This is a genomic window from Pseudomonas siliginis (assembly GCF_024072275.1).
Lineage (GTDB): Bacteria > Pseudomonadota > Gammaproteobacteria > Pseudomonadales > Pseudomonadaceae > Aquipseudomonas > Aquipseudomonas siliginis.
Genome location: NZ_CP099598.1, coordinates 4249802 through 4274028, shown reverse-complemented (window position 1 = coordinate 4274028; position 24227 = coordinate 4249802). Strand labels below are relative to the sequence as shown.

The following is a 24227-nucleotide window of genomic DNA, read 5'->3' as shown; positions in this document are numbered from 1 at the left end:
GAACGGTCTTCTCCGGGGTCGCGTGTCTGCTGTTCAGACGATGCCGATCTTTAGTGTTTCCATCGGTGCAAAACAGTTAACGGTCATAAGCATCCTTTCAGAACGTGCGCTATCAACTGTGGGAGCGAGCCTGCTCGCGAAGGCATTCTGTCAGTTGACTCGAGGCTGACTGGAAGGACGCATTCGCGAGCAGGCTCGCTCCCACAGGGGCAACGGCGTTCGCCCGATCGGGCAGGTCAGTATGTTTGCCATGTGACGAGCGCCGCTGCGCGCCTTAGTATGGCGCTTTAATTTGCACACAAGGCCCGTCCATGACGATCGAAATCCGCCCGGCGACCCCCAGCGATGCGCCGCAAATCCTCGCCTTCATCACCGAACTGGCAGATTTCGAAAAGGCCCGTCACGAAGTCATCGCCAGCGTCGCCGACATCGAACGCAGCCTGTTCGGCGAAGGCGCCACCGCCCATGGCCTGATCTGCCTGCGCGACGGCTTGCCGATCGGCTTCGCGGTGTTCTTCTTCAGTTATTCAACCTGGCTGGGCAGCAACTGCCTGTACCTCGAAGACCTTTACATCACCCCCGAACAACGCGGTGGCGGCGCCGGCAAAACCCTGCTGCGCCACCTGGCGAAAATCGCCTGCGCCAACGACTGCGGCCGCTTCGAATGGAGCGTGCTGGAATGGAACACCCCAGCCATCGAATTCTACAAATCTCTCGGCGCACAACCGCAGGAGGAATGGGTGCGGTATCGCATGGATGGCAAGGTGTTGCGAGAGTTTGCCGAGGGCTGAGCACAATGATGGCAATCTACTGCTGATTCAGTTGTCGCCACCGCTCTGGTCCGGCATTCTGTGCGCCATTTTTGCGCGCTCACGGACGACACCTGCAATGCATCTGGCAAAATTTCTCCGCGCCTGTGGAGCCCTCGCTGCGTCAATGAGTGACCAGCTATGAGCGGACTGCAGGCGTCTATGCGTCTGTATGGTCTGGTGAAAACTACCGGCTCTTCTGACGACCCGAATCGACAGGCTGTCGAAATTCTCTGCATGGCCCAGCGCCCCGGCGGCCTGGCTATTCGGGCTTTCGTGTCGCGGCTCGACGCCGAGTTGATGACGCGCAGTGCCGACCTTGGCGACTACCGCGTGGTAGCGCTGAGAACCTTTGATCCCACAGCGATTATCGACGCCCATCAAGGCTGGCTGATGCTGCACATCTGTTGCGGCTTCGTCGCTCTCGCCGGCCATTCTCTGTTGAAAAACGGTGCGTTGATCCCGATGGGCTGGCACGTCTACTCCGAAGTGGGGCGCTGGACCTCCAGGCATCATCTGGACCTTGGCGTGGAAATGGTCGAGTTGCTGCAATCGACTTTCGAGCGCAATCACCTGCGCAACTACAACGCCTGGCTCAACGAACTTGATGATGCAACGCCTGCCGAGTTGAGTTGGCAAGCCAACGAAGCCTGGCGTGCCATACAAACCGCGACATCACCTGAAAGCCGTGAGCATTGTCATGCTCTGTTCGACCCGGTCGATAATCGCTGGCGCTTTGCCGCGACCGACATCGACATCTATCAGCCATCCCCGGCACCCCTTAAGCAAGGAGCTTTGAATTGAGTGGTAAACCCGCAGCTCGCGTCACCGACCCAACCGCCTGCCCACTGCCAGGTCACGGCACCAACCCGATTGTCTCCGGCTCGCCGGACGTATTCTTCGACGGCCTCGCTGCTGCACGCATGACCGATAAATCAGCGTGTGGCAGCCCTATCACCGGAGCGGTCTCCGGCACTGTTTTCATTAACGGCCTGAACGCCGCGATGCTCGATAGCACTGGTGGGCATGGCAATGTCGTGATCGGTGGCTCGGGCACGGTGATCATCGGCCAAAGTGGGGGAGGGGCCGCATTTAGTGGGCTGTTGCCGATGCCGGTGCATTTCACTGACAGGTTGCAAGTGACGAATGAAGCGACTGGACAGCCAGTGCCTTATCACGCCTACACCATTCAACGAGGCGACGGAAGTGAGGAACACGGTGTTACTGATGCGAACGGATTCACTCATATGGTCAGTTCGCACGTGGCAGAAACCATCAAACTATTCGTGGAATGATTGCTTATGTCCGAAGTCAATGCACCTACTGAAGTACCTCATGCGAAAAGGGAAGTCAAAGCACATACACTTACATGCAAGACCGATCAGACCAATAAGCAGGTGGCCATATCTCTGCGGAATTTTGTGGTTTTTTTATTGGTGGTGCTGGAGACCAGGAAAGTTATTACTTCAGTGGGCCAAATAATAATGTCGACGCGGTGCGCGAAATCTTTATCAGAGATGCTAAGGCGTTGAAATTTCCTGTGGGAAAATTTGAGTCGTGGCCTCTTGGCTATAATGATTTCATTAGCGATAAAGACCTATCTGAAAAGGTACTGGCGAAGATCCCTGACTGCTCAACCGCTGTGTACATTGTGGGTCATAGTCTGGGAGGCTGGAATGGCGCCCACCTTTCAGCCACTCTCACGGAGAAGGGCTATACAGTGAGAATGTTATTGACCATCGATCCGGTTGGCGAAGGTGTAATGGTCTGGGGTATTTCCAATATCTACCGGTTGCCACCCAAGCCCAAGGCTCAGTACTGGGTTAATATTCGCGCTGCGCCGAAGATAACGAACGTATCAGATACGGTTGCTAGTTTTGGTGAACAATGGGAGGTTTCTACCGGGCCTAATGTAATGGGGCGCGTAGATGTGAATCATGCGGATGCAAATATTATGTATTTGCGGCCGTTGGATAACGGCAAGACTGCTCGTCAGATTTTTAACGAGTCGGTCTTGAGTTTTTTCAAGGAATGAACATCGTGTGTCGATTTTTTTTGATGGGTTTATTGGTCATATGTTCTGGATGTTCAATGAATCACGAAAAGCCGGCTGCGAAGCTGTTTTATTCCGGTGTTGATGAGTTGGAAGACACCGGAATCTATCAGGTTCACTTTCTCGCCGATGTGGAATTACTCGAGTTGTTCACATCACATATAAGCCAAGGGTTGGTATGTACTGTGGATGATGATGTGGACTTTTCTGTTGGGCACCAGATAAAACGCTCCGGTTTTGGCCTTGTTGAGCGCGATGAGAGTGGCGCTGCAAACGAGTACAAAGCCGACGTGATTTTCAGAGAGTCGACTGGCGAAAAGGGCGCGGAAATCTTTCCGGAGGGGCCGGTGCTCAATCGTTGGTTTACGAACAGACGTTTTATTTCCTGCGTGTTCCGCGTTCATACGACTCCTTACAAAACGTATTTTTCCCAAATCATGCGTGTGCCAACTGCCGACCTGGCGCGAGCTATCAACAGGGAGTGAATCCTTCATTCATCCAGGCTCCTTTTCTGGCGGGAGGGAGCCTGATCTGGATTGCTCCTCTGCCGCCTTTCAATGTCCGCTGAGCAGATGCATGCAGCGCCTTTCGCAGAGAATCCTTAATACCTTGGCTTTTTCTCCGTTGATCCTTACGGAGCACGATTTGTACCCGCGACAAGACAAGCTCGCCACTTACGCTAATCCCAAAATATGGGATTGATATTTATATATTGAGATTTTAGTCCGCCCGGGTTTATAGTCCGTCGCACTCACTGCCAAAAACAAATCAGGTGAAGCGATGCAGGCGCAATTGATCGCGCTCGATTGGGGGACGACCTCATTACGTGCTTACAAACTCGCGGCGGACGGTGTGGTGCTGGAGCAGCGTGCGCTGTCGTCCGGGATCATGCAGTTGCCCAAGACCCCGCGAATCATCCACGGCCGTGAATGCGCCGATGGTTTTGAACTGGCCTTCGACGAGGCCTGCGGTGACTGGCTCGATGCGCAGCCGGATCTGCCGGTGATCGCTTGCGGCATGGTCGGCAGTGCGCAGGGCTGGCGCGAAGCGCCTTACTGCGAAACGCCAGCCGACGTCGCCCATCTCGGAAATTCCCTACAAACCGTTGTCAGTCTGCGCGGTACGCCGGTGCATATCGTCCCGGGCGTGATCCAGCGTTCGCGTCTGCCGAATGTAATGCGCGGCGAAGAAACCCAAGTCCTCGGCGTGCTGCAAAGTCTGCCGGTCGAGGCGGGTGATGATCTGCTGATCGGCCTGCCTGGCAGCCACTCGAAGTGGGTGGAGGTGGTCGATGGCCGCATCACCCATTTCGACACGTTCATGACCGGCGAAGTGTTTGCCGTGCTCAGCGAGCACAGCATTCTCGGCCGTACCCAACAACCGAGCGCGACCTTCGATGCGCAGGCGTTCGATCGCGGCGTGCAAATCGCGCTGTCGACAGATGCCGAGCTCGGTGTGCTGTCGACCTTGTTCAGCGCCCGCACCCTCGGCCTGACCGGTGAATTGAGCCCGACTGCTCAGGCGGACTATCTGTCCGGCCTGATGATCGGCCATGAGCTGGCCGCGCTCGCCAATGTGCAGCGGCGCCGGCGCAATCAAGCGAATCTTCCAGCGATCGTGCTCATCGGCAATGCGCTTCTGTGCGCACGCTATCAACGCGCCCTCGACGCCTGCGGCTTTGCTCGGGTGACGCTGGCCGAGCAGGCCACCGAGCGTGGCCTGTGGCAACTGGCGCGTGCCGCCGGACTGATCGATTCCTCATCCCGTTAACCCTGACTGGAGGCCTGACATGCTCAAGCAAGCACTGGCACAAAACGGTCTGATCGCGATTCTGCGTGGCCTGCAACCGCAGGAAGCGGCGGCTGTCGGAGAAGTCCTGTATTCCGCCGGATTTCGTGTTATCGAAGTACCGCTCAATTCCCCATCGCCGTACGAAAGTATCCGCATCCTGCGCGACGCGCTGCCCGCCGATTGCCTGATCGGTGCTGGCACGGTGCTCAGCCCCGAGCAGGTCGAGCAGGTCAAAGCGGCTGGCGGACAAGTGATCGTCATGCCGCACAGCGATGCCAAGGTATTGCGCGCGGCGAAAGCGGCGGGGCTGTACCTGTCGCCGGGCGTGGCCACGCCGACTGAAGCCTTCGCCGCACTGGCTGAGGGTGCGGACATTCTCAAGCTGTTTCCGGCCGAACAAATGAACCCGGCGGTCGTCAAGGCCTGGCTGGCGGTGTTGCCAGCCGGCACGGTGCTGGCGCCGGTCGGCGGGATCACACCGGACAACATGCAGGCCTTTATCGATGCCGGTGTGAAAGGTTTCGGCCTCGGTTCCGGTCTGTTCAAACCGGGCATGACGCCCGAGCAGGTGGCGGTCAATGCCAAGGCCTACGTGGCTGCCTGGAAAGCCCTGCGTTAAGACTTTTTGGCGCTGTGTGCGCTGCATCTAATAAAAGCTGCATTTACAAAAGAGAGCAGAGATGAAAATCACCAAACTCACGACCTTCATCGTTCCGCCGCGCTGGTGCTTCCTCAAGGTCGAAACCGACGAGGGCGTGACCGGTTGGGGCGAGCCTGTGGTCGAAGGGCGCGCGCATACCGTAGCTGCTGCGGTGGAAGAATTGTCCGACTACCTGATCGGCAAAGACCCACGCAATATCGAAGACATCTGGACCGTGCTCTATCGCGGTGGCTTCTACCGTGGCGGCGCGATTCACATGAGCGCGCTGGCCGGTATCGACCAAGCGCTGTGGGACATCAAGGGCAAGGCCCTCGGCGTGTCGGTCAGCGATCTGCTCGGTGGCCAGGTGCGCGACAAGATTCGTGTGTATTCGTGGATCGGCGGCGACCGTCCGGCGGACACCGCGCGTGCGGCGAAAGAAGCAGTGAGCCGTGGTTTCACTGCGGTAAAAATGAACGGCACCGAAGAACTGCAGTTCCTCGACACTTTCGAGAAAGTCGACCTCGCCTTGGCCAACGTTGCCGCCGTGCGTGATGCGGTGGGGCCGAACGTCGGTATCGGCGTCGATTTCCACGGCCGCGTGCACAAGCCGATGGCCAAGGTGCTGATGAAGGAGCTCGACCCGTACAAACTGATGTTCATCGAAGAACCGGTGCTCAGCGAAAACTACGAAGCATTGAAAGAACTGGCGCCGCTGACCAGCACGCCGATTGCCCTCGGCGAGCGTCTGTTCTCGCGCTGGGACTTTAAACGGGTGTTGAGCGAAGGCTACGTCGACATTATCCAGCCGGATGCCTCCCACGCTGGCGGCATCACCGAAACCCGCAAGATCGCCAACATGGCCGAAGCTTACGACGTCGCGCTGGCGCTGCATTGCCCGCTGGGACCGATCGCCCTGGCTGCCTGTTTGCAACTCGACGCGGCTTGTTACAACGCGTTTATCCAGGAGCAGAGCCTGGGCATCCATTACAACGAGAGCAACGACTTGCTCGACTATGTGAAGGATCCGCGCGTGTTCGACTACGACCAAGGCTTCGTGAAGATTCCGAACGGCCCGGGGCTGGGCATCGAGATCAACGAGGAATACGTGATCGAACGCGCCGCCGTCGGCCACCGCTGGCGCAACCCGATCTGGCGCCATGCCGATGGCAGCTTTGCCGAGTGGTGATCTCCTGATTCAGCACTGATCCCTGTGGGAGCGAGCCTGCTCGCGAATGCAATGTCACATCCGCCATCCATGTGACTGACCCGACGCTTTCGCGAGCAGGCTCGCTCCCACAGTTTGATCTCCAGGGAGAGGAGATCTGCGTCATGACCTCAACAAACATAAAAAGAGGCTCTCCTCATGCAAACGCATACCCTCTCCGGGCAGGCGTCTTTAGTCACGCCTAGCCGCAAGCGATTTTTCATCATGGTGTTGCTGTTCATCACCGTGGTCATCAACTACCTGGACCGCAGCAACCTGTCGATTGCCGCGCCGGCGCTGACCAGTGAGCTGGGCATCGATCCGGTTCACGTCGGTCTGATCTTCTCCGCGTTCGGCTGGACCTACGCTGCCATGCAGATCCCCGGCGGCTGGCTGGTCGATCGCGTGCCGCCGCGCATCCTTTACAGCGTCGCGCTGCTGCTGTGGTCGGTGGCCACGGTGATGCTCGGTTTCGTCAGCAGCTTCATCGCCCTGTTCGTGCTGCGCATGGCCGTCGGTGCGCTGGAAGCGCCGGCCTATCCGATCAACAGCCGCGTGGTCACCACTTGGTTCCCTGAGCGCGAGCGCGCCACGGCGATCGGTTTCTACACTTCCGGACAGTTTGTCGGTCTGGCTTTCCTGACCCCGGTGCTGGCGTGGCTGCAACATGAGTTCGGCTGGCACATGGTGTTCGTCGCCACCGGCGCGGTGGGCATTCTGTGGGCGCTGATCTGGTACGCGGTGTATCGCGAGCCGCGCGATTTCAAAGGCACTAACCAGGCGGAAATCGACCTGATCCGCGAAGGCGGCGGGCTGGTCGATATCCAGGCCGAGGCGGCCAAGGTCAAGGCCAGATTCAGCTGGACCGATCTGGGCATCGTCCTCAGCAAACGCAAGTTGTGGGGCATCTACCTCGGCCAGTTCTGCCTGAACTCGACGCTGTGGTTTTTCCTCACCTGGTTTCCGACCTATCTGGTGAAATATCGCGGCATGGACTTCATCAAGTCCGGCCTGCTTGCATCGCTGCCGTTTCTCGCTGCGTTCGTCGGTGTTCTGTGCTCGGGATTCTTTTCCGACTTCCTGATCCGTCGTGGCTACACCGTGGGCTTCGCGCGCAAGTTGCCGATCATTGGCGGGCTGCTGATTTCGACTTCGATCATCGGTGCCAACTTTGTCGAGTCGACGCCGCTGGTGATTGCCTTCCTCGCCCTGGCATTTTTTGGCAACGGGCTGGCGTCGATCACCTGGTCGCTGGTGTCAACACTGGCACCGGCGCGGTTGCTCGGTCTGACCGGTGGGGTGTTCAACTTCATCGGCAATCTTTCGGCGATTGCTACGCCGATTGTGATCGGCTTCCTTGCCAGCGGCGATTCGTTCGCTCCGGCGATCACCTACATCGCTGTGCTCGCACTGGTTGGTGCCTTGTCCTACGTGCTGCTGGTGGGCAAGGTCGAGCGTATCGAGTTGTAGTGCTCTGCGTCGGGCGATCATAATGCCGCCCGTTCCTTCGCTCAACGGTAAAAGGCTGGATATGCAGGAAGACGCCCCGGAAAAAACCAAGGACGCCGCGCCCACCGGCACCCAGACGCTGCTGCGCGGCCTCGGGGTGGTGCAGGCGGTGGCCAGTGGCGCGCGTGATCTCAAGGAGATCGCCCGGCTGATCGGTACCACGCGCAGCACCACCCATCGTCTGGCCAGCTGTCTGGTCGACGAGCGTTATCTGCGCGTGGTGCCGCAGATCGGTTATCTGCTCGGGCCGAAGCTGATCGAACTGGGCTTTCAGGCCCGCGAAGAGTTGCCGCTGGTGACGTTGGCCGGACCGTATCTGGATGAGTTGTCGGCGCTGACCGGCGATACCGTGCACCTCGGAATCCGCGAAGGCGACGAAGTGCTGTATTTATTGAAGAACCCCGGGCGCAACGGGCCGGAAATGCGCTCGCGGGTTGGCCATCGCATGCCGCTGGTACGCACCGGGATCGGCAAGGCCTTGATGCTCGATGATTCGCCGCAGGATTGGCGGCGGCTGTACGACATCAGCCTGCCGGCGGGTGGCAAAAGTCAGTTCTGGCCGCAGCATCCCCAGCAGTCGTGGGAACAGCTTGAGCAGCGCATGGGCGAATACGTTGCCGGTGGCTACGCGTTCGATCTGGAAGACAACGAACCGTCGATCCGCTGTGTGGCGGCGCCAATTCGTGATGCGAGCAAGGGCATAGTCGCGGCGATCAGTATCGCCAGCACCGTGCCGTACATGCCGCTGGAAAAAATGGCCGAGTTGATCCCCCTGCTCAAAGGGGTCACAACCCGGCTGTCGGCGGAGCTTGGTTTGAAGGTATAGCCCTAAGGTTTAGGCCTTCAGCGTCGCCATGTCGATGACGAAGCGGTACTTCACATCACCGGCAATCATCCGCGCATAGGCTTCATTGATATTGCGGATGTCGAGCATTTCGATGTCGCAGGTGATGTTGTGCTCGGCGCAGAAATCCAGCACTTCCTGGGTTTCGGCGATACCACCGATCAAGGAGCCGGCCAGTACGCGACGGCTCATCACCAGTTTGCCGGCGTGGACGGGCGGGTTCACCGGCTCGATCAGGCCGACCAGAATGTGCACACCGTCGAAACGCAAGGTATCGAGGTACGGGTTCAAATCGTGTTGCACCGGAATGGTATCGAGCAGGAAGTCGAAGTAGCCGGCAGCGGCCTTCATCTGCTCGGCATCGGTGGAGACGATGACGTGATCGGCGCCCTGACGGCGACCTTCTTCAGCCTTGCTCGCCGAACGGGTGAACAGTGTCACTTCCGCGCCCATAGCCTTGGCGAACTTGATGCCCATGTGGCCGAGGCCACCCATGCCGAGAATCCCGACCTTGTCACCGGCCTTGACGCCGTAGTGCTTGAGCGGCGAGTAGGTGGTGATGCCGGCGCAGAGAATCGGTGCGGCGCTGGCCAGTGCGAGTTTCTCGGGGATGCGCACAACGAAGTGTTCGCTGACCACGATGCTGTCCGAATAACCGCCCATGGTGTTGCTGCCATCAACCCGATCCGGGGTGGCGTAGGTCATGGTCGGGCCTTCGAGGCAATATTGCTCGAGGTTCGCCTGACAGGCTTCGCAGCTGCGGCAGGAGTCGACCATGCAGCCTACGCCAACCAGATCGCCTACCTTGTGACGGGTGACATTCGCACCGACTGCGGTGACTTTTCCGACGATCTCATGGCCAGGCATCAGCGGATAAACGGCGATGCCCCATTCGTTGCGTGCCTGATGGATGTCGGAATGGCAGACGCCGCAGTAGAGAATTTCGATCGCCACGTCGTCGGCGCGCGGGCTGCGGCGTTCGAATTTCATCGGGGCGAGGGGCGTGGTGGCCGATTGGGCGGCATAGCCGATGGCGGTGTACATGGGTGACCTCGCAAAAACAGTGACAAGTGAGGCGGTGAATTCTGGCCGTCAGACGCGGGTGCGGCCATGACGATTTCTCCGGGTCTCATGCCTAATCCTCCGGCATGCGGGTTTCGACGATCGCATTGGCCAGCGGATCTGCGATGATGTTTTCATCCACTTTTCCGTGAATTTTACGAAGACCTATTCGATGCAGTTGACCCGTCATCTTGATGCCAATGCCCGGCTGGTTTCGCTGATCGAACCGCTGGCGCTGCGCGATGGCTACAGCCAGACCGGCCTGCCCGGTGTGCAGATCCTGCGCGCCAGTTGCGACGTCGCCCGTGGCCCGCACATTTACGAGCCGAGTCTGATGATCATCGCCCAGGGCAGCAAACTGGCGTTCCTCGGCCCACGAACCATGGAATACGGCGCCGGGCATTACCTGATCCAGGCGCTGCCGGTGCCGTTCGAATGTGAAACTTTTGCCTTGCCCGATGCGCCATTGCTCGGTGTGTCGGTGGCGATTGATCGCGTCCTGCTCGGCGAATTGGTGCTGGCCATGGGGCTGGCGCCGGGTCGGCATATTCCGGCGCAGACGCCGGAGTCGATGACCTCGGTGGTGCTCGACGATGGCATGCGCGGTTGTGTCGAACGGCTGCTCAGCTGTCTGCACGATCCGCTGGAATGCCAGATTCTCGGCCCGGCGCGGGTCCGCGAGTTGTTGTTCGTTGCGTTGCGCGGGCCGCAGGCGGATGTATTGCGTGCGTTGGTCGAGCAACAAGGGCAATTCGCCCGGGTGGCGGCGTCGATCAGCCATCTGCATGCGCATTACACCGAGCCGCTCAATGTCGAGACACTGGCCGGTTGCGCGAACATGAGCGTGTCGACGTTTCATGAGCATTTCAAGCGCAGCACGTTGTTGTCGCCGGTGCAGTATCTCAAGCGTTTGCGCTTGTTGAAGGCGCAGACGCTGCTGGTGGCGGAGGGGCTGGGTGTCGCGCAGGTGGCGCATCGGGTGGGGTATCAGAGCACGTCGCAGTTCAGCCGCGAGTACAAGCGCTACTTCGAACGCAGCCCGGGGGATGAGCGCGCTGCCTGATCCGCCGATATTCCCTGTGGGAGCGAGCCTGCTCGCGAAGGCGCTGGATCAGTCGACATCATCTTCATATGACACACCGCTTTCGCAAGCAGGCTCGCTCCCACAGTTGTTTTGTGGTGTCAGGGGAATTTTGGGCAACAAAAAGGCCCCCATTTCGGGAGCCTTGTTGTTCAGCGTTTCGTCTTACATGTTCGGGTAAGTCGGGCCGCCGGCACCTTCCGGCGCCACCCAGGTGATGTTCTGCGCAGGATCCTTGATGTCACAGGTCTTGCAATGCACGCAGTTCTGGGCGTTGATCTGGAAGCGCTTCTCGCCATCTTCCTTGGTAATCACCTCGTATACGCCGGCCGGGCAGTAACGCTGCGCCGGTTCGTCGTACAGCGGCAGGTTTTTGCTGATCGGGATGCTCGGGTCGGTCAGCTTCAAGTGGCACGGCTGCTCTTCTTCGTGGTTGGTACCAGAGATGAACACCGAGCTGAGTTTGTCGAAACTCAGTTTGCCGTCAGGTTTCGGGTAATCGATCTTCTTGCAGTCGGCCGCGAGCTTGAGGCAGGCGTAATCCGGCTTGGTGTCGCGCAGGGTGAACGGCAGTTTGCCGCCGAAGATGTTCTGGTCCAGCCAGTTGAAACCACCGCCGATGATCGCGCCGTACTTGTGGATCGCCGGGCCGAAGTTACGGCTGGCGAACAGTTCTTCATGCAGCCAGCTGTTCTTGAATGCGTCGACGTAAGTGGTCAGTTCGACGGTGCAATCCTGCTCGGCAAACAGCGCATCGGCTACCGATTCCGCCGCGAGCATGCCGGACTTCATCGCGGTGTGGCTGCCTTTGATCTTGGCGAAGTTCAGGGTGCCGAGGTCGCAACCGATCAGCGCGCCGCCCTTGAAGACCATTTTCGGCAGCGAGTTCAGGCCACCCTTGGCGATGGCGCGGGCGCCATAGCTGACGCGCTTGCCGCCTTCCAGATATTGCTTGAGCACCGGGTGATGCTTGAGGCGCTGGAACTCATCGAACGGCGACAGGTAAGTGTTGCTGTAGGACAGGTCGACGATCAGACCGACCACCACCTGATTGTTTTCCAGGTGATAGAGGAACGAGCCGCCGGTGTTCTCGGTGCCCATGATGTCCAGCGGCCAACCGGCGGTGTGCACCACGAGGCCCGGCTGATGCTTGGCCGGGTCGATTTCCCAGATCTCTTTCAGACCAATGCCGTAATGCTGCACGTCGGCATCGCTGTCGAGGTTGTAGCGCTTGATCAGTTGCTTGCCGATGTGGCCACGGCAGCCTTCGGCGAACAGCGTGTATTTGCCACGCAGTTCCATGCCAGGGGTGTACAGGCCTTCTTTCGGGTTGCCTTCACGGTCGACGCCCAGATCACCGGTGATGATCCCGCGCACTACGCCGTTTTCATCGATCAGCGCTTCCTGAGCGGCGAAGCCCGGGTAGATTTCCACACCCAGGTTCTCGGCCTGCTGAGCCAGCCAGCGGCACAGGTTGCCCAGGGAGATAATGTAGTTGCCTTCGTTGTGCATGGTCTTGGGCACAAAGAAGTCGGGAATCTTCTGCGCGCTGTCGGCGTTTTTCAGTACGAAAATGTCATCGCGCGTGACTGGCGTGTTCAGCGGTGCGCCGAGTTCTTTCCAGTCCGGGAACAGTTCGTTCAGGGCGCGGGGTTCGAACACCGCACCGGAGAGGATGTGCGCGCCGACTTCGGAGCCTTTTTCGACCACGCAGACGCTGATTTCCTTACCGGCGTCAGCGGCCTTCTGCTTCAAGCGGCAGGCGGCGGACAGACCAGCGGGGCCGGCACCGACGATGACGACGTCGAATTCCATGTATTCGCGTTCCACAGGCTATCTCCTACTCAAGGCTCAACAGTTTTTTTTCTAATATGGAGGTTTGATCTCGCATCCGTATTGCCTTTACGTTAACGTCAAAGGGAATATTGGCGAATCCACCTTTCTCTCTAGGCGGCGCATTATATCTACACCACTCCTAGCGTCCAATACAAACGTTTGTTTGAATCGCCTCCAGCCCTGATAAATCAAAGAAGCGCGGCTTATGACAGGGCATTTTGGCGTATTGACCAGAATGGGCGTTCCGGTCAAGATACGGGCGGTTTTGCGCTCGCCGTAGGCAGACTGGCGGTTTCAAGAGCACCTCTAAAGACAGGGCACAGGCAGTAGACGGTGATGCACAGCGCAAGTCCGGCGCGCAGTTTACACAGCGTGAGAATGAATGACCCGACAGTCACCCCTGACGAACGGTCACCGCTCTTCGCGAAGTGAATCACCTCACATTCAAGCCGGCGTTTTTAGAGGTGCCCTTGTCGCCCGATGAGCATCATCCGCCAGGTTCGCCTAGGCGACTTTCTTTTCACCGGAGAGTAACGAGGAATCCATGAAGGTTCTTGTAGCTGTCAAACGCGTTGTGGATTACAACGTCAAGGTCCGCGTCAAGGCGGACAATTCCGGCGTCGACCTCGCCAACGTCAAGATGTCGATGAACCCGTTCTGCGAAATCGCCGTGGAAGAAGCCGTACGCCTGAAAGAGAAGGGCGTTGCGACTGAAATCGTCGTCGTCTCGATCGGCCCGACCACCGCTCAGGAGCAGCTGCGTACAGCACTGGCTCTGGGTGCCGACCGCGCCATCCTCGTCGAATCCGCTGAAGACCTGACCTCGCTGGCCGTGGCCAAGCTGCTCAAGGCCGTTGTCGACAAGGAACAGCCGCAGTTGGTGATCCTTGGCAAACAGGCGATCGACAGCGACAACAACCAGACCGGCCAGATGCTCGCGGCACTGAGCGGCTACGGTCAGGGCACCTTCGCGTCGAAAGTCGAAGTCTCCGGCGACAGCGTTGCCGTGACTCGCGAAATCGACGGCGGCGCGCAGACCGTTTCGCTGAAACTGCCGGCCATCGTCACCACCGACCTGCGTTTGAACGAGCCGCGCTATGCGTCCCTGCCAAACATCATGAAAGCCAAGAAGAAGCCTCTCGAAGTGCTGACTCCGGACGCTTTGGGCGTTTCCACCGCCTCCACCAACAAGACCCTGAAAGTCGAAGCGCCGGCTGCACGCAGCGCGGGCATCAAGGTCAAGTCGGTGGCTGAACTGGTTGAAAAACTCAAGAACGAAGCGAAGGTAATCTAAATGACTATCTTGGTTATTGCTGAACACGACAACAAAGTGCTGGCCCCGGCCACACTGAACACCGTGGCTGCTGCGGCCAAAATCGGCGGCGACATCCACGTTCTGGTAGCAGGTCAGGGCGCAGGCCCGGTGGCCGAAGCCGCAGCGAAAATCGCTGGCGTGAGCAAAGTCCTGAATGCTGACAACGCCGCTTACGCGCATCAGCTGCCGGAAAACGTTGCACCGCTGGTTGCAGAGCTGGGCGCTGGCTACAGCCACATCCTGGCTGCCGCGACCTCCAACGGCAAAAACATCCTGCCGCGCGTTGCTGCTGCGCTGGACGTTGACCAGATCTCCGAGATCATCTCGGTAGAAAGCGCTGACACTTTCAAGCGTCCGATCTACGCCGGTAACGCCATCGCCACCGTGCAATCGACCGCCGCGATCAAAGTGATCACCGTGCGTGCCACCGGTTTCGATCCGGTTGCTGCTGAAGGTGGTTCGGCTGCCGTTGAAGCCGTTGGCGCTGCCCACGACGCCGGTACCTCGAGCTTCGTCAGCGAAGAGCTGGCCAAGTCCGATCGTCCTGAGCTGACCGCTGCCAAGATCGTCGTCTCTGGCGGCCGCGGCATGCAGAACGGTGACAACTTCAAACACCTGTACGCGCTGGCCGACAAGCTCGGCGCTGCTGTTGGCGCTTCGCGCGCTGCGGTCGACGCAGGTTTCGTACCGAACGACATGCAGGTCGGTCAGACCGGCAAGATCGTTGCGCCACAGCTGTACATTGCCGTCGGTATCTCCGGCGCGATCCAGCATCTGGCCGGTATGAAAGACTCCAAAGTGATCGTTGCGATCAACAAGGACGAAGAAGCGCCGATCTTCCAGGTGGCCGATTACGGCCTCGTGGCGGATCTGTTCGAAGCAGTACCTGAGCTGGAGAAGCTGGTCTAATCCGGCGGCTTCACTTATAAAGAGCCCGGCCTGTTGGTCGGGCTTTTTTTTTGTCTTGGATTTGACTGGGGAGCGTTTTGCCATGGATCTGCGCTGCGGATGGTTGTTGGGATGGGTGCTGTTGCCAGGTCTGGCCACGGCCGCTGGCAAGTGCGAGCGCCTGGTTGTCACCGGCAGCCCGGATGCGCCGCCCTATCTGTGGCAGGACCCGCAAAACCCCAAGCGCCTGATCGGCGCCAGTGCCGATCTGTTGCAGCAAGTGGCCAAGGATCTGGGCATCAAAGTTGACCTGCTCTACGCCGGCAAACGCTCGCAGGCCCTCGATGAAGTGCGCAGCGGGCGCATGGACATGCTGGCCGACGCGCCGTTGACCGTGAATGAGCTGGAAAACCTCGACTACATCCATCCGCCACTGCTGGAAAACGACTATCTGGTGTGGACGCGCAAAGGCTCGACGCTGGCCTACGGCGAGGCCAGCGACCTGAAGGGCCATGCCGGCGCGGTGTCGGAAAAGTCTCGGATGACCCAGGCATTCGGCACTTTCGCCGAACAGAATCTGACCCTGACGCGGACAGCCAATCTTACCCAGGCCCTGCAGAAACTTCTTTTGGGCGAGGTGGAATATGTTCTCGCCGGACGGTATTCAGGCCTGGCCGCCGCGCAGACATTGGGCATGACCAGCGATCTGTTGGCGTTCGAACAACCCATCGACCGGCCGGGTCTGTTCCTCGCGGTTTCGCATAACTCGGCTTGCAACGATCCGTGGTTGCGCGGACAGCTCGCCAAAAAGATGACAGAATTGCCCGCGTCCGGACTGACGGAAGCCGCGCTGCAACGCAACATCGAGCGCTGGAAGGCGCAACAGCAACAGTCGCCACAACCTGTCAGTGCCCCAAAACAGTAGGGATTCTTAGTGAGTATTCGACCTCTTTTCGCGGCTGTGGCCGTTCTGGCCCTGGCCGGGTGCGCATCCGATCCGGCACCCAGTGAACAAATGCGTTTGACCGAACAAGCCATCGTGCAGGCCAAGGCAGTCGGCGCTACCGCCGACGAAGTGCCGGAAATGCAGCTGGCCGAAACCAAGTACAACCGCGCCAAAGGCAGCATGGCCGACGAGTCCTATCGCAACGCGCGCATGCGTGCCGAGCAGGCCGAACTGGATGCACGTCTGGCCGAAGCCAAGGTGCTGACGAAAAAAAGTGAAGAGCAACTCAATGTGCTCAATACCCGCATTGTCCGCCTGCGCAAGCAGCTGCAACTGGGGGAAGCGCAATGAGCCTCAAGTCCAATGCTCTCGGCATTCTGCTCCTCGCCGGTTGCGCCAGCCTGTACGGCTGCGCCGGCCAGCACAGCGAGGCGGCGCTGCAACAGGCCGGCGCTGATTTCCAGAAGGTCAAGGAAGATTCCAACGTCCTGCGCATCGCGCCGAAAGACGTGATCCGCGCCGGCGAGTCTCTGGCCCGCGCCGATCGGCTGTCGACCTATTGGGGCAGCGGTGCCGACGTGGTGCATTACGCCTACCTGAGCCAGCGCTACAGCGAAATCGCCCGCGAGCACACCAACCAGGCGCTCAACGAGGAGCGCGCAGCCAAGCTCGAGCTTGAGCGTCAGCGTCTGCAACTGGCTCTGCGCGAGTCGAAGCTGCTCAGTGTGCAGCAGCAGGGCAAGTGGCTGGAGGAACAGATCGAGGCGCTGGCCACCACACAGACCGATCGGGGGCTGGTCATGACCCTCGGCGACGTGTTGTTCGACACCGGCCAGGCGGAACTGAAAAACTCGGCCAACCGCGTCGTGCTGAAGATCGTCCAGTTCCTGCAACTCAACCCTAAGCGCGTGGTGCGCATCGAGGGCTACACCGACAGCACCGGTGGCAAACAGGAAAACCTCAAACTGTCCCGCGATCGTGCGCAGTCGGTAGCTGACGTGCTGGTCGATCTGGGCATCGATGAAAAACGCATTCAGGTCGAAGGTTATGGCGACCAGTTCCCGGTCGACGCCAACGCCTCCGAGCGTGGACGGGCGCAGAATCGCCGCGTCGAGATCGTGTTCTCTGACGAAAAAGGCCAGCTCGGCGCCGCCCGTTGAGGGCTGCGTCTCTGGAAAGCCCGGACTGTCATGCAGTGCCGGGCTTTTTTATGTCTGTCGATTGCTGCGCAAAACCGTACAGATGGGGCAGACACCCCACTGTACGGTCGAGTAATCTGGCAACTGTCCCAGTACACTTCTAAACTGTTCCGGTATTGTTTCAGACAAGAATAAAACGCCCGTGAAATCGAGTGCTGCGTCATGACCAATCTCTTGCTCTACCAACGTATTGCTCAGCAACTGGCCGAAGACATCCGCCGTGGTGTCTATCAACCGGGGGAGCGCGTGCCTTCGGTGCGCAAGATGAGTTCGCAGCTGAACGTCAGTCATGCGACGGTGTTGCAGGCTTACGCCAACCTTGAAGATCAGGGCCTGATCCGCGCCCGACCGCAGTCGGGTTACTACGTGCACCAGACCCCAGCGCTGACCGCGCCGACGCCGGATATTGCCCGGGTCGAACGGCCGGGGCTGGTGACGCGCAGCAGCATCATCCAGCAGGTATTGGTCGAGTCGCGGCGCGAAGGCGTGTTTCCGCTGGGCGCTGCGGTGCCGAGTGTCGATTATCTGCCGGTGCGCGCGCTGCATCAGCAATTGGCCAAGGTCACCCGCTTTCACAGCCCTCGGGCGTTCAGCTACATGTTCAGCCCCGGCTTCGAACCGCTGCGCCGGCAAGTGGCGATCCGCATGCGTGACGCTGGCGTGGTGGTCGATCCATCGGAAGTGGTGATCACCCACGGCTGTGTCGACGCCTTGCAGATGTCGTTGCGCGTGCTGACGCGGCCGGGGGATCTGATCGCTGCCGAATCACCGACCTATTACGGCCTGCTGCAACTGGCCGATCTGCTTGGCCTGAAGGTCATCGAAATCCCCAGCGACCCCGCCACCGGCATGAGCCTGGAAGCCTTGCAACTGGCCGCCAACCAATGGTCGATCAAGGCGCTGGTGCTGACCACGCGCTTGAGCAATCCGCTCGGCGGAACCATGCCGGAAGAGCGGCAGAAACAGTTGCTGCGTCTGGCCTCGGATTTCGACATTCAGATTGTCGAAGACGATATCTACGGCGAACTGATGTTCGAGCAGGGCCGTACCAAGGCGCTGAAGGCTTACGACAGGCTGGATCGGGTGATCTACTGCTCGAGCTTCTCCAAAACCTTGTCGCCAGGTGTGCGTATCGGCTGGATGATCGCCGGCAAATACCAACAGGAAATCCAGCGCCTGCAAACCTTCAGCACCCATTCGGCGTGCAGCGTCACGCAGATGGCGATTGCCGCCTATCTGGAAAACGGCGGTTATGACCGGCATTTACGCTACATCCGCCAGGAATACCGGAAAAACCTCAGCGCGTTCCAGCTGGCGGTTCAACAGCATTTCCCTGAAGGCACGCAGATGTCCCGGCCAACGGGCGGTTTCATCCTTTGGGTGAGCTTGCCGGGGCGGGTCAACACCCAGGAATTGCATGTCCGCGCACTGCAACAAGGCATCAGCATCGCGCCGGGTCTGATCTTCAGCAACACCGAGCAGTTCAACCACTGTATCCGGCTCAATTGCGGTATTCCGTGGAATCGCGAGGCGGAGCGCGCGCTGATGACGCTGGGTCTGTTGGCCACCCAACTGTGTCAGGAAATGGCTGGCGGATTCTGAACGAGGAGGGCGCTGAGGCTTGTCATGTGACGCACAACAAGCGAGCATGTGGCCCTCTGCCGTTAGTTCGTTGGGTCCATGAAAGCGATTGTTCCTGCCGCGTGGGTATTGCTGGGTTTGTTGATGATCGGTCAGGCACCGGGTGTCATGGCGGCCGCAGCCCAGGAAAAACCGGCAGCGACCAGTACCACGAAGAAAGCCGTCAAAACCGTGGTTCCGGCAAAAAAAGCCCAGGCCAAAAAAAACGCCACGGTGAAGAAGCGTCGCCCGGTTGCCTCGAAGTCGAAATCCGCCAGCGAGGTGGCCAAGACCAAATTGCCGCCGGCAAAACTCGATCTCAGCCTGCCCAAGGATATGGTTGAAGACCTGAAGCCACAGGGCACCGTAGAACTGCCCAAACGCGAGGCGATCCTGCCGCAGATGTTTGGCGAAAAAGATAACGGCTTCCAGCTCAACGGCCGCTTGCTCAGCAATGAAATGGAGTTGCAATTGCGCAACGAAGCGCGACGCGATGTGGAAGGCGCGGCGCTGGATTTCGAATTCAAGCAATAGATGCAGCCCTCTGCAACGCGCAGAGCAGACGCTTCGTCGGAGACTGCCCGGTCATTTTTACTTATCGTTGAAAAGCCGCTTGCAGCAATTTGAAACAGCTGTTTTAGCGGTTACTCTGTTCCCCGTCTCTTTACACATCGCCCGTCGCGAGGATCTGTTCGTCATGAAATGCCGTGAAGGCTGTGGCGCTTGCTGCATTGCCCCCTCCATCAGTTCGCCGATCCCCGGCATGCCCGATGGCAAACCCGCCGGCGAACGTTGCGTGCAACTGTCGGTCGATAACCTGTGCAGCATTTTCGGCCGTCCGGAACGTCCGGCTGTCTGCTCGGGCTTCGCTGCGGATGTCGAGGTGTGCGGCAGCAGTTCAGAAGAAGCGATCAGATTGATCGGCTGGTGGGAGCAGATGACGGCGGCGTGATGTGTTCACCAACGGAACTTCAACAATAAGGAATAAAACTATGGGTTCGCTGCACCGTATCGCTGTGTTGTGTGGTCTGACTGCCGTACTTGCCACCTCGGTCGTCCACGCGGAAGACTGGAAAGTTGCCAAGAACGAAGACGGCATCAAGGTTTCCCTGAGCGAAATACCCGGTTCGGATTACAAGTCCTACCAAGGCGTTGCGCTGATGAAAACAACCGTTGCCAAACTGCGCGCCTTGCAGGAAGACGTCTCCGGCGCCTGCGCGTGGATTCACGAATGCAAGAGCCAGAAACTGCTCAAGCACGAAGGCGATCTGAGCTGGACCTATTCGCAATTCAATACGCCGTGGCCGGTGACCCCGCGTGATTCGGTGTTGAAAATCACCACTGTTGAGGGCGCCGATGGCAGCCTGACCCGTAATCTTGAGGGCGTGCCGACCTATCTGCCGGAAGAAAAAGGCTTCGTGCGGGTCCAGCAAATCAAAGGCTTCTGGAAGTTCGTGCCTAAAGGCGATCAGGTTGAAGTGACTTACCAGGTGCACACCGAGCCGGGCGGTAGCGTGCCGGCCATGGTCGCCAACAAGTTTGTGGTGGATGCGCCATTCAATACCCTGAAAGCGCTGAAAGAACGCGCCGAGAAATAATCAATTGGCTGTAAGCAAAACGCCCCGATCGCTTCGGGGCGTTTTGTTTTGTCTCTAAATTGTATTTCCAGATATGCGTTGCACGAAATTTTCACAAAGTCTCCAAGACAATTCGCCCGCACTTGTTGACTGCCATTGCGTTGCCAGCCTTCGAATGAAAGTCTCGAAGGGCTGGGCAGTAATCAATGGCAATGGTGTGAACGATCGTGCAACATTTGCGCACCGCGCACGCCCCGGGGTCTGGATTGACCAATAGAGGGCATGGCGCCGCTGTATTTTTGCAACTTCAACTTCCAATGGGTCCTAAAACGACATGGCAAACCCGGACGCCCTGAGTCAGCAGCGATCTTCTGCTCGTCTGCTGCAACCGACCGTCAAATCGCATCTGGCCTACACGCTGCTGTGCGCGCTGGTCATGATGGTGATGTTTTCCGCGCTGCGCCTCGCGCTGCTGGTCTACAACCGCGAGATGATCCTCGACACCCCGGCCGCGACCTTCCTTGAAGCGTTCGTCAACGGTCTGCGTTTCGACCTGCGCCTGGTGGTCTACCTGTGCATTCCGCTGGTGCTGGCGCTGTTCAGTGCCAGGGCCATGGCCGCGCGCGGTTTCTTCCGTCTGTGGCTGACCGTCGCCTCGAGCATCGCGCTGTTCCTCGGCCTGATGGAAATGGACTTCTACCGCGAGTTTCACCAGCGCCTCAATGGTCTGGTGTTCCAGTACGTGAAGGAAGACCCGAAAACCGTGATGAGCATGCTCTGGTACGGTTTCCCGGTGGTTCGCTACGTGCTGGCGTGGGTGATCGGCACGGTCATTCTGACCCTGGCATTCAAAGGCGCCGACCGCGCCACCCGCCCGCGCGGACCGTTCAGCGGCGGCAGCGTCAGCTCCCGTCAGGTTGCGCCGTGGTACACCCGCCTGGCGGTGTTCGTGGTCTGCCTGCTGATCTGCGTAGTCGCCGCTCGCGGCACCTTGCGTCAAGGCCCGCCGATGCGTTGGGGTGACGTCTATACCACCGATTCCAACTTCGCCAACCAGCTCGGCCTCAATGGCACGCTGTCGCTGGTCGCCGCAGCCAAGGCGCGCATGGGCGAAGACCGCGACAATATCTGGAAAGCCACGCTGCCTCAGGAACAGGCGCAGCAAGTGGTGCGCGACATGCTGCTGATGCCGGACGACAAACTGGTCGATGCCGACATCGCCGCTGTTCGCCGCGACTACATGCCGCCGGCCGACAAGACCCTGCCGATCAAGAACGTTGTGGTGATCCTGATGGAAAGCATGGCCGGTCACTCGGTCGGTGCTTTGGGCGCGCCGGGCAATATCACCCCGTACCTGGACAAGCTGTCGAAGGAAGGTCTGCTGTTCGACCGTTTCTTCTCCAACGGCACCCACACCCATCAGGGCATGTTCGCGACCATGGCCTGCTTCCCCAACCTGCCAGGTTTCGAATACCTGATGCAGACCCCGGAAGGCAGCCACAAACTGTCCGGCCTGCCGCAGCTGCTCAGCGCCCGCGACTATGACGACGTCTACGTCTATAACGGCGACTTCGCCTGGGACAACCAGTCGGGCTTCTTCAGCAACCAGGGCATGACCAACTTCGTTGGCCGCAATGACTTCGTCAACCCGGTGTTCTCCGATCCGACTTGGGGCGTGTCCGACCAGGACATGTTCGATCGTGGCCTGCAAGAACTGAAGGCGCGGGAAAACGGCAAGCCGTTCTACGCGCTGCTGCAAACCCTGTCCAACCACACACCGTACGCCTTGCCGACGCCATTGCCGGTCGAGCGCGTGACTGACCGTGGCAGCCTCAACGAACACCTGACCGCCATGCGCTACTCCGATTGGGCGCTCGGCCAGTTCTTCGAGAAGGCGCGCAAAGAGAAGTACTTCAACGAAACCCTGTTCGTCATCGTCGGCGACCATGGCTTCGGCAACGAGCGCCAGATCACTGAAATGGACCTGGGCCGCTTCAACGTGCCGATGCTGATGATTGCCCCGGGCATTCAGCAGAAGTTCGGTACCCGCGACCACACCGTGGGCACGCAGATCGACATCGTGCCGACCATCATGGGCCGTCTCGGTGGCGAAGTGCGTCACCAGTGCTGGGGCCGTGACCTGCTCAACCTGCCGCAGGGCGATACCGGTTTCGGTGTGATCAAGCCATCGGGCAGCGAACAGACCACCGCCATCGTCACCGCCGACCAGATTCTGGTGCTGCCGCGTGACAAGGACATGGGCCCGAAAATCTGGCAATACCAGCTCGGCGCCAACCCGCACGCCGAAGTAGTGCCGGACGCGCCGCGCACTGCCGAACTCAAACTCAAACTTGAGGCGTTCCTGCAAACCGCGACCAAGAGCCTGCTCGATAACACCGCCGGTGTTATTCATGGCAAGCCGGACTGATCACTTCTTAAAGTCCACGCAATAAAAAAGAGGCCCTGAACAAGGGCCTCTTTTTTTACCGCTTCAAATCGTCATATCTTGCCGAGTAACAACAGCACCAGCAGCACGACCAACACCACGCCGATAATGCCCGACGGGCCATAACCCCAACTTCTTGAGTGCGGGAAGACCGGCAGACCACCGATCAGCAACAGGATCAGGATGATGATTAGAATTGTGCCCATGGGTGATTTCCTTGTTCAGAGTCTGGAAGAGTCTTGATGCTCAGTGGGCAGCTGGAGAGCAACTAAATTCCAGCCGGCTTACATGTTCCGACTTGCGCCGATGAAAAAAAATTCAATGTTTTTTTAATGTATTTGGATTGCTCGGTTATTTCCTTTCCAGCAAAAAGATCGCAGCCTCGTTGCACTCGTCAGCTCCTGCATGAGACCAACCGGAAAACAATGACGGCTGGAATCTTTTGATCCTCCATTCAGCAACTGGATGGAGCGTGGGCGAACGAAGTTCCTTCGCTACACTCGGCGCATCTCTCCGGAACAACAAGGCTGTCCGCTATGCAAAATCGCATGATGATCACTGGTGCAGGCTCAGGCCTGGGTCGCGAAATCGCGCTGCGCTGGGCCCGTGAAGGCTGGCGGCTGGCTTTGTCCGATGTCAGTGAGCCCGGCCTGCAGGAAACCCTGAAGCTGGTGCGCGAGGCGGGCGGTGACGGTTTCATCCAGCGCTGTGACGTGCGCGATTACAGTCAGCTCACCGCCTTCGCCCAGGCCTGCGAAGAGAAGCTCGGCGGCATCGACATCATCGTCAACAATGCCGGCGTCGCCTCGGGCGGGTTTTTCAGCGAATTGTCGCTGGAAGACTGGGACTGGCAGATCGCGATCAACCTGATGGGCGTGGTAAAAGGCTGCAAGGCGTTCCTGCCGCTGCTGGAAGAGAGCAAGGGCAAGATCATCAACATCGCCTCCATGGCCGCGTTGATGCAAGGCCCGGCAATGAGTAACTACAACGTGGCCAAGGCCGGCGTAGTGGCGTTGTCGGAGAGTCTGCTGATCGAACTGGCGCAGCAGGAAGTGGCGGTGCATGTGGTTTGCCCGTCGTTCTTCCAGACCAACTTGCTCGATTCTTTCCGTGGCCCGACCCCGGCCATGAAAGCCCAGGTCGGCAAGTTGCTGGAAAGTTCGCCGATCAGCGCCGCCGACATCGCTGACTACATCTATCAGCAAGTCGCCGCCGGCGAATTCTTGATTCTGCCCCACGAACAAGGGCGCATGGCCTGGGCGCTCAAACAGAAGAATCCGCAACTGCTCTACAACGAAATGACTTCCATGGCCGAGAAAATGCGCGCCAAGGCCAAACAAAACAACGCTTGATCTTGTTCGATGCCCGTCGCGTCGTTAGGGTGGCCGCCACGGTCACCCTGTC

At 59.0% G+C, this 24227-nt stretch carries 25 protein-coding genes; 22 read left to right on the top strand and 3 right to left on the bottom strand.

Annotated elements, in window-relative coordinates; all coding sequences use genetic code 11:
* Window positions 1–311 precede the first annotated feature (311 nt).
* From NF676_RS19620 to NF676_RS19575, 10 genes are all read left to right on the top strand, one after another.
* On the top strand, window positions 312–791 hold the full coding sequence (locus NF676_RS19620; RefSeq protein ID WP_041479417.1) for a GNAT family N-acetyltransferase: 480 nt from the start codon (window positions 312–314) through the stop codon (window positions 789–791).
* A 159-nt stretch (window positions 792–950) separates the two neighbouring features.
* Window positions 951–1613 (top strand): hypothetical protein, encoded by a 663-nt coding sequence (locus NF676_RS19615; RefSeq protein WP_150637661.1) that lies wholly within the window; start codon window positions 951–953, stop codon window positions 1611–1613.
* Window positions 1610–2104 (top strand): PAAR domain-containing protein, encoded by a 495-nt coding sequence (locus tag NF676_RS19610; protein ID WP_041479413.1) that lies wholly within the window; start codon window positions 1610–1612, stop codon window positions 2102–2104. The genes NF676_RS19615 and NF676_RS19610 overlap by 4 nt, the downstream gene beginning before the upstream one ends.
* 200 nt (window positions 2105–2304) lie before the next feature.
* Window positions 2305–2844 carry an alpha/beta hydrolase gene (locus NF676_RS19605; RefSeq protein WP_353956299.1) on the top strand — a complete coding sequence of 180 codons (540 nt, stop codon included), beginning with the start codon at window positions 2305–2307 and terminating at the stop codon, window positions 2842–2844.
* Window positions 2845–2900: 56 nt separating this feature from the next.
* Window positions 2901–3347: a hypothetical protein gene (locus tag NF676_RS19600; protein WP_236168413.1), complete on the top strand. Its 447-nt coding sequence runs from the start codon at window positions 2901–2903 to the stop codon at window positions 3345–3347.
* Window positions 3348–3642: 295 nt separating this feature from the next.
* The gene (locus NF676_RS19595; protein ID WP_150637665.1) at window positions 3643–4632 is read left to right on the top strand and encodes a 2-dehydro-3-deoxygalactonokinase; all 990 of its coding nucleotides are present in this window, start codon (window positions 3643–3645) and stop codon (window positions 4630–4632) included.
* 19 nt (window positions 4633–4651) lie between these two features.
* On the top strand, window positions 4652–5272 hold the full coding sequence (locus NF676_RS19590; protein WP_071173195.1) for a 2-dehydro-3-deoxy-6-phosphogalactonate aldolase: 621 nt from the start codon (window positions 4652–4654) through the stop codon (window positions 5270–5272).
* Window positions 5273–5333: 61 nt separating this feature from the next.
* Complete coding sequence (dgoD, locus tag NF676_RS19585; protein WP_016770960.1) at window positions 5334–6482, top strand: galactonate dehydratase; 1149 nt, start codon at window positions 5334–5336, stop codon at window positions 6480–6482.
* Window positions 6483–6659: 177 nt separating this feature from the next.
* Entirely contained in the window at window positions 6660–7970 is a 1311-nt protein-coding gene (locus NF676_RS19580) for an MFS transporter (protein WP_252886632.1), read from the top strand.
* Window positions 7971–8031: 61 nt separating this feature from the next.
* Complete coding sequence (locus tag NF676_RS19575) at window positions 8032–8835, top strand: IclR family transcriptional regulator (RefSeq protein ID WP_016770958.1); 804 nt, start codon at window positions 8032–8034, stop codon at window positions 8833–8835.
* A gap of 9 nt (window positions 8836–8844) precedes the next feature.
* Here NF676_RS19575 and NF676_RS19570 read toward each other — a convergent pair whose 3' ends face one another.
* Complete coding sequence (locus tag NF676_RS19570) at window positions 8845–9897, bottom strand: NAD(P)-dependent alcohol dehydrogenase (RefSeq protein ID WP_071173192.1); 1053 nt, start codon at window positions 9895–9897, stop codon at window positions 8845–8847.
* A gap of 190 nt (window positions 9898–10087) precedes the next feature.
* Between NF676_RS19570 and NF676_RS19565 the strand changes: the two genes are divergently transcribed.
* Window positions 10088–10978, top strand: coding sequence for an AraC family transcriptional regulator (locus NF676_RS19565; protein WP_016770956.1), 891 nt, complete (start codon window positions 10088–10090; stop codon window positions 10976–10978).
* A 183-nt stretch (window positions 10979–11161) separates the two neighbouring features.
* Here NF676_RS19565 and NF676_RS19560 read toward each other — a convergent pair whose 3' ends face one another.
* The gene (locus NF676_RS19560) at window positions 11162–12826 is read right to left on the bottom strand and encodes an electron transfer flavoprotein-ubiquinone oxidoreductase (RefSeq protein ID WP_016770955.1); all 1665 of its coding nucleotides are present in this window, start codon (window positions 12824–12826) and stop codon (window positions 11162–11164) included.
* Between the two features lie 550 nt (window positions 12827–13376).
* Between NF676_RS19560 and NF676_RS19555 the strand changes: the two genes are divergently transcribed.
* The 10 genes from NF676_RS19555 (at window position 13377) to NF676_RS19510 (ending at window position 22805) form a co-directional block, all read left to right on the top strand.
* Window positions 13377–14126, top strand: a complete 750-nt coding sequence (locus NF676_RS19555) for an electron transfer flavoprotein subunit beta/FixA family protein (RefSeq protein WP_007908338.1) — start codon at window positions 13377–13379, stop codon at window positions 14124–14126.
* Complete coding sequence (locus NF676_RS19550; RefSeq protein WP_016770954.1) at window positions 14127–15056, top strand: electron transfer flavoprotein subunit alpha/FixB family protein; 930 nt, start codon at window positions 14127–14129, stop codon at window positions 15054–15056.
* A gap of 82 nt (window positions 15057–15138) precedes the next feature.
* Window positions 15139–15960 carry a substrate-binding periplasmic protein gene (locus NF676_RS19545; RefSeq protein ID WP_252882480.1) on the top strand — a complete coding sequence of 274 codons (822 nt, stop codon included), beginning with the start codon at window positions 15139–15141 and terminating at the stop codon, window positions 15958–15960.
* Window positions 15961–15969: 9 nt separating this feature from the next.
* Window positions 15970–16332, top strand: coding sequence for a DUF4398 domain-containing protein (locus tag NF676_RS19540; protein ID WP_038860459.1), 363 nt, complete (start codon window positions 15970–15972; stop codon window positions 16330–16332).
* Entirely contained in the window at window positions 16329–17141 is an 813-nt protein-coding gene (locus tag NF676_RS19535; RefSeq protein ID WP_056788304.1) for an OmpA family protein, read from the top strand. The genes NF676_RS19540 and NF676_RS19535 overlap by 4 nt, the downstream gene beginning before the upstream one ends.
* Before the next feature lie 201 nt (window positions 17142–17342).
* Entirely contained in the window at window positions 17343–18782 is a 1440-nt protein-coding gene (locus NF676_RS19530; protein WP_041478242.1) for an aminotransferase-like domain-containing protein, read from the top strand.
* 78 nt (window positions 18783–18860) lie between these two features.
* The gene (locus tag NF676_RS19525; RefSeq protein ID WP_252886631.1) at window positions 18861–19334 is read left to right on the top strand and encodes a translation initiation factor 2; all 474 of its coding nucleotides are present in this window, start codon (window positions 18861–18863) and stop codon (window positions 19332–19334) included.
* A 163-nt stretch (window positions 19335–19497) separates the two neighbouring features.
* On the top strand, window positions 19498–19752 hold the full coding sequence (locus NF676_RS19520) for a YkgJ family cysteine cluster protein (RefSeq protein WP_016770949.1): 255 nt from the start codon (window positions 19498–19500) through the stop codon (window positions 19750–19752).
* Window positions 19753–19792: 40 nt separating this feature from the next.
* Entirely contained in the window at window positions 19793–20398 is a 606-nt protein-coding gene (locus NF676_RS19515; protein WP_252886630.1) for an START domain-containing protein, read from the top strand.
* A 313-nt stretch (window positions 20399–20711) separates the two neighbouring features.
* Window positions 20712–22805 (top strand): LTA synthase family protein, encoded by a 2094-nt coding sequence (locus NF676_RS19510; protein ID WP_041478246.1) that lies wholly within the window; start codon window positions 20712–20714, stop codon window positions 22803–22805.
* Window positions 22806–22876: 71 nt separating this feature from the next.
* On the opposite strand, the gene NF676_RS19505 is transcribed toward NF676_RS19510, so the two are convergent.
* The gene (locus tag NF676_RS19505) at window positions 22877–23029 is read right to left on the bottom strand and encodes a DUF3309 family protein (protein WP_003183939.1); all 153 of its coding nucleotides are present in this window, start codon (window positions 23027–23029) and stop codon (window positions 22877–22879) included.
* 330 nt (window positions 23030–23359) lie between these two features.
* Between NF676_RS19505 and NF676_RS19500 the strand changes: the two genes are divergently transcribed.
* Entirely contained in the window at window positions 23360–24175 is an 816-nt protein-coding gene (locus NF676_RS19500) for an SDR family oxidoreductase (protein WP_041478247.1), read from the top strand.
* Window positions 24176–24227 lie beyond the last annotated feature (52 nt).

Bases quoted from the DNA above. Each gene is read 5' to 3' on its own strand.
- NF676_RS19565 (WP_016770956.1), top strand. From the start codon at position 10,088: ATGCAGTTGACCCGTCATCTTGATGCCAATGCCCGGCTGGTTTCGCTG.
- NF676_RS19595 (WP_150637665.1), top strand. From the start codon at position 3,643: ATGCAGGCGCAATTGATCGCGCTCGATTGGGGGACGACCTCATTACGT.
- NF676_RS19530 (WP_041478242.1), top strand. From the start codon at position 17,343: ATGACCAATCTCTTGCTCTACCAACGTATTGCTCAGCAACTGGCCGAA.
- NF676_RS19615 (WP_150637661.1), top strand. From the start codon at position 951: ATGAGCGGACTGCAGGCGTCTATGCGTCTGTATGGTCTGGTGAAAACT.
- NF676_RS19505 (WP_003183939.1), bottom strand. From the start codon at position 23,029: ATGGGCACAATTCTAATCATCATCCTGATCCTGTTGCTGATCGGTGGT.
- NF676_RS19520 (WP_016770949.1), top strand. From the start codon at position 19,498: ATGAAATGCCGTGAAGGCTGTGGCGCTTGCTGCATTGCCCCCTCCATC.
- NF676_RS19525 (WP_252886631.1), top strand. From the start codon at position 18,861: ATGAAAGCGATTGTTCCTGCCGCGTGGGTATTGCTGGGTTTGTTGATG.
- dgoD (WP_016770960.1), top strand. From the start codon at position 5,334: ATGAAAATCACCAAACTCACGACCTTCATCGTTCCGCCGCGCTGGTGC.
- NF676_RS19510 (WP_041478246.1), top strand. From the start codon at position 20,712: ATGGCAAACCCGGACGCCCTGAGTCAGCAGCGATCTTCTGCTCGTCTG.
- NF676_RS19575 (WP_016770958.1), top strand. From the start codon at position 8,032: ATGCAGGAAGACGCCCCGGAAAAAACCAAGGACGCCGCGCCCACCGGC.
- NF676_RS19545 (WP_252882480.1), top strand. From the start codon at position 15,139: ATGGATCTGCGCTGCGGATGGTTGTTGGGATGGGTGCTGTTGCCAGGT.
- NF676_RS19580 (WP_252886632.1), top strand. From the start codon at position 6,660: ATGCAAACGCATACCCTCTCCGGGCAGGCGTCTTTAGTCACGCCTAGC.
- NF676_RS19590 (WP_071173195.1), top strand. From the start codon at position 4,652: ATGCTCAAGCAAGCACTGGCACAAAACGGTCTGATCGCGATTCTGCGT.
- NF676_RS19550 (WP_016770954.1), top strand. From the start codon at position 14,127: ATGACTATCTTGGTTATTGCTGAACACGACAACAAAGTGCTGGCCCCG.
- NF676_RS19515 (WP_252886630.1), top strand. From the start codon at position 19,793: ATGGGTTCGCTGCACCGTATCGCTGTGTTGTGTGGTCTGACTGCCGTA.
- NF676_RS19535 (WP_056788304.1), top strand. From the start codon at position 16,329: ATGAGCCTCAAGTCCAATGCTCTCGGCATTCTGCTCCTCGCCGGTTGC.
- NF676_RS19620 (WP_041479417.1), top strand. From the start codon at position 312: ATGACGATCGAAATCCGCCCGGCGACCCCCAGCGATGCGCCGCAAATC.
- NF676_RS19570 (WP_071173192.1), bottom strand. From the start codon at position 9,897: ATGTACACCGCCATCGGCTATGCCGCCCAATCGGCCACCACGCCCCTC.
- NF676_RS19600 (WP_236168413.1), top strand. From the start codon at position 2,901: ATGAATCACGAAAAGCCGGCTGCGAAGCTGTTTTATTCCGGTGTTGAT.
- NF676_RS19555 (WP_007908338.1), top strand. From the start codon at position 13,377: ATGAAGGTTCTTGTAGCTGTCAAACGCGTTGTGGATTACAACGTCAAG.
- NF676_RS19500 (WP_041478247.1), top strand. From the start codon at position 23,360: ATGCAAAATCGCATGATGATCACTGGTGCAGGCTCAGGCCTGGGTCGC.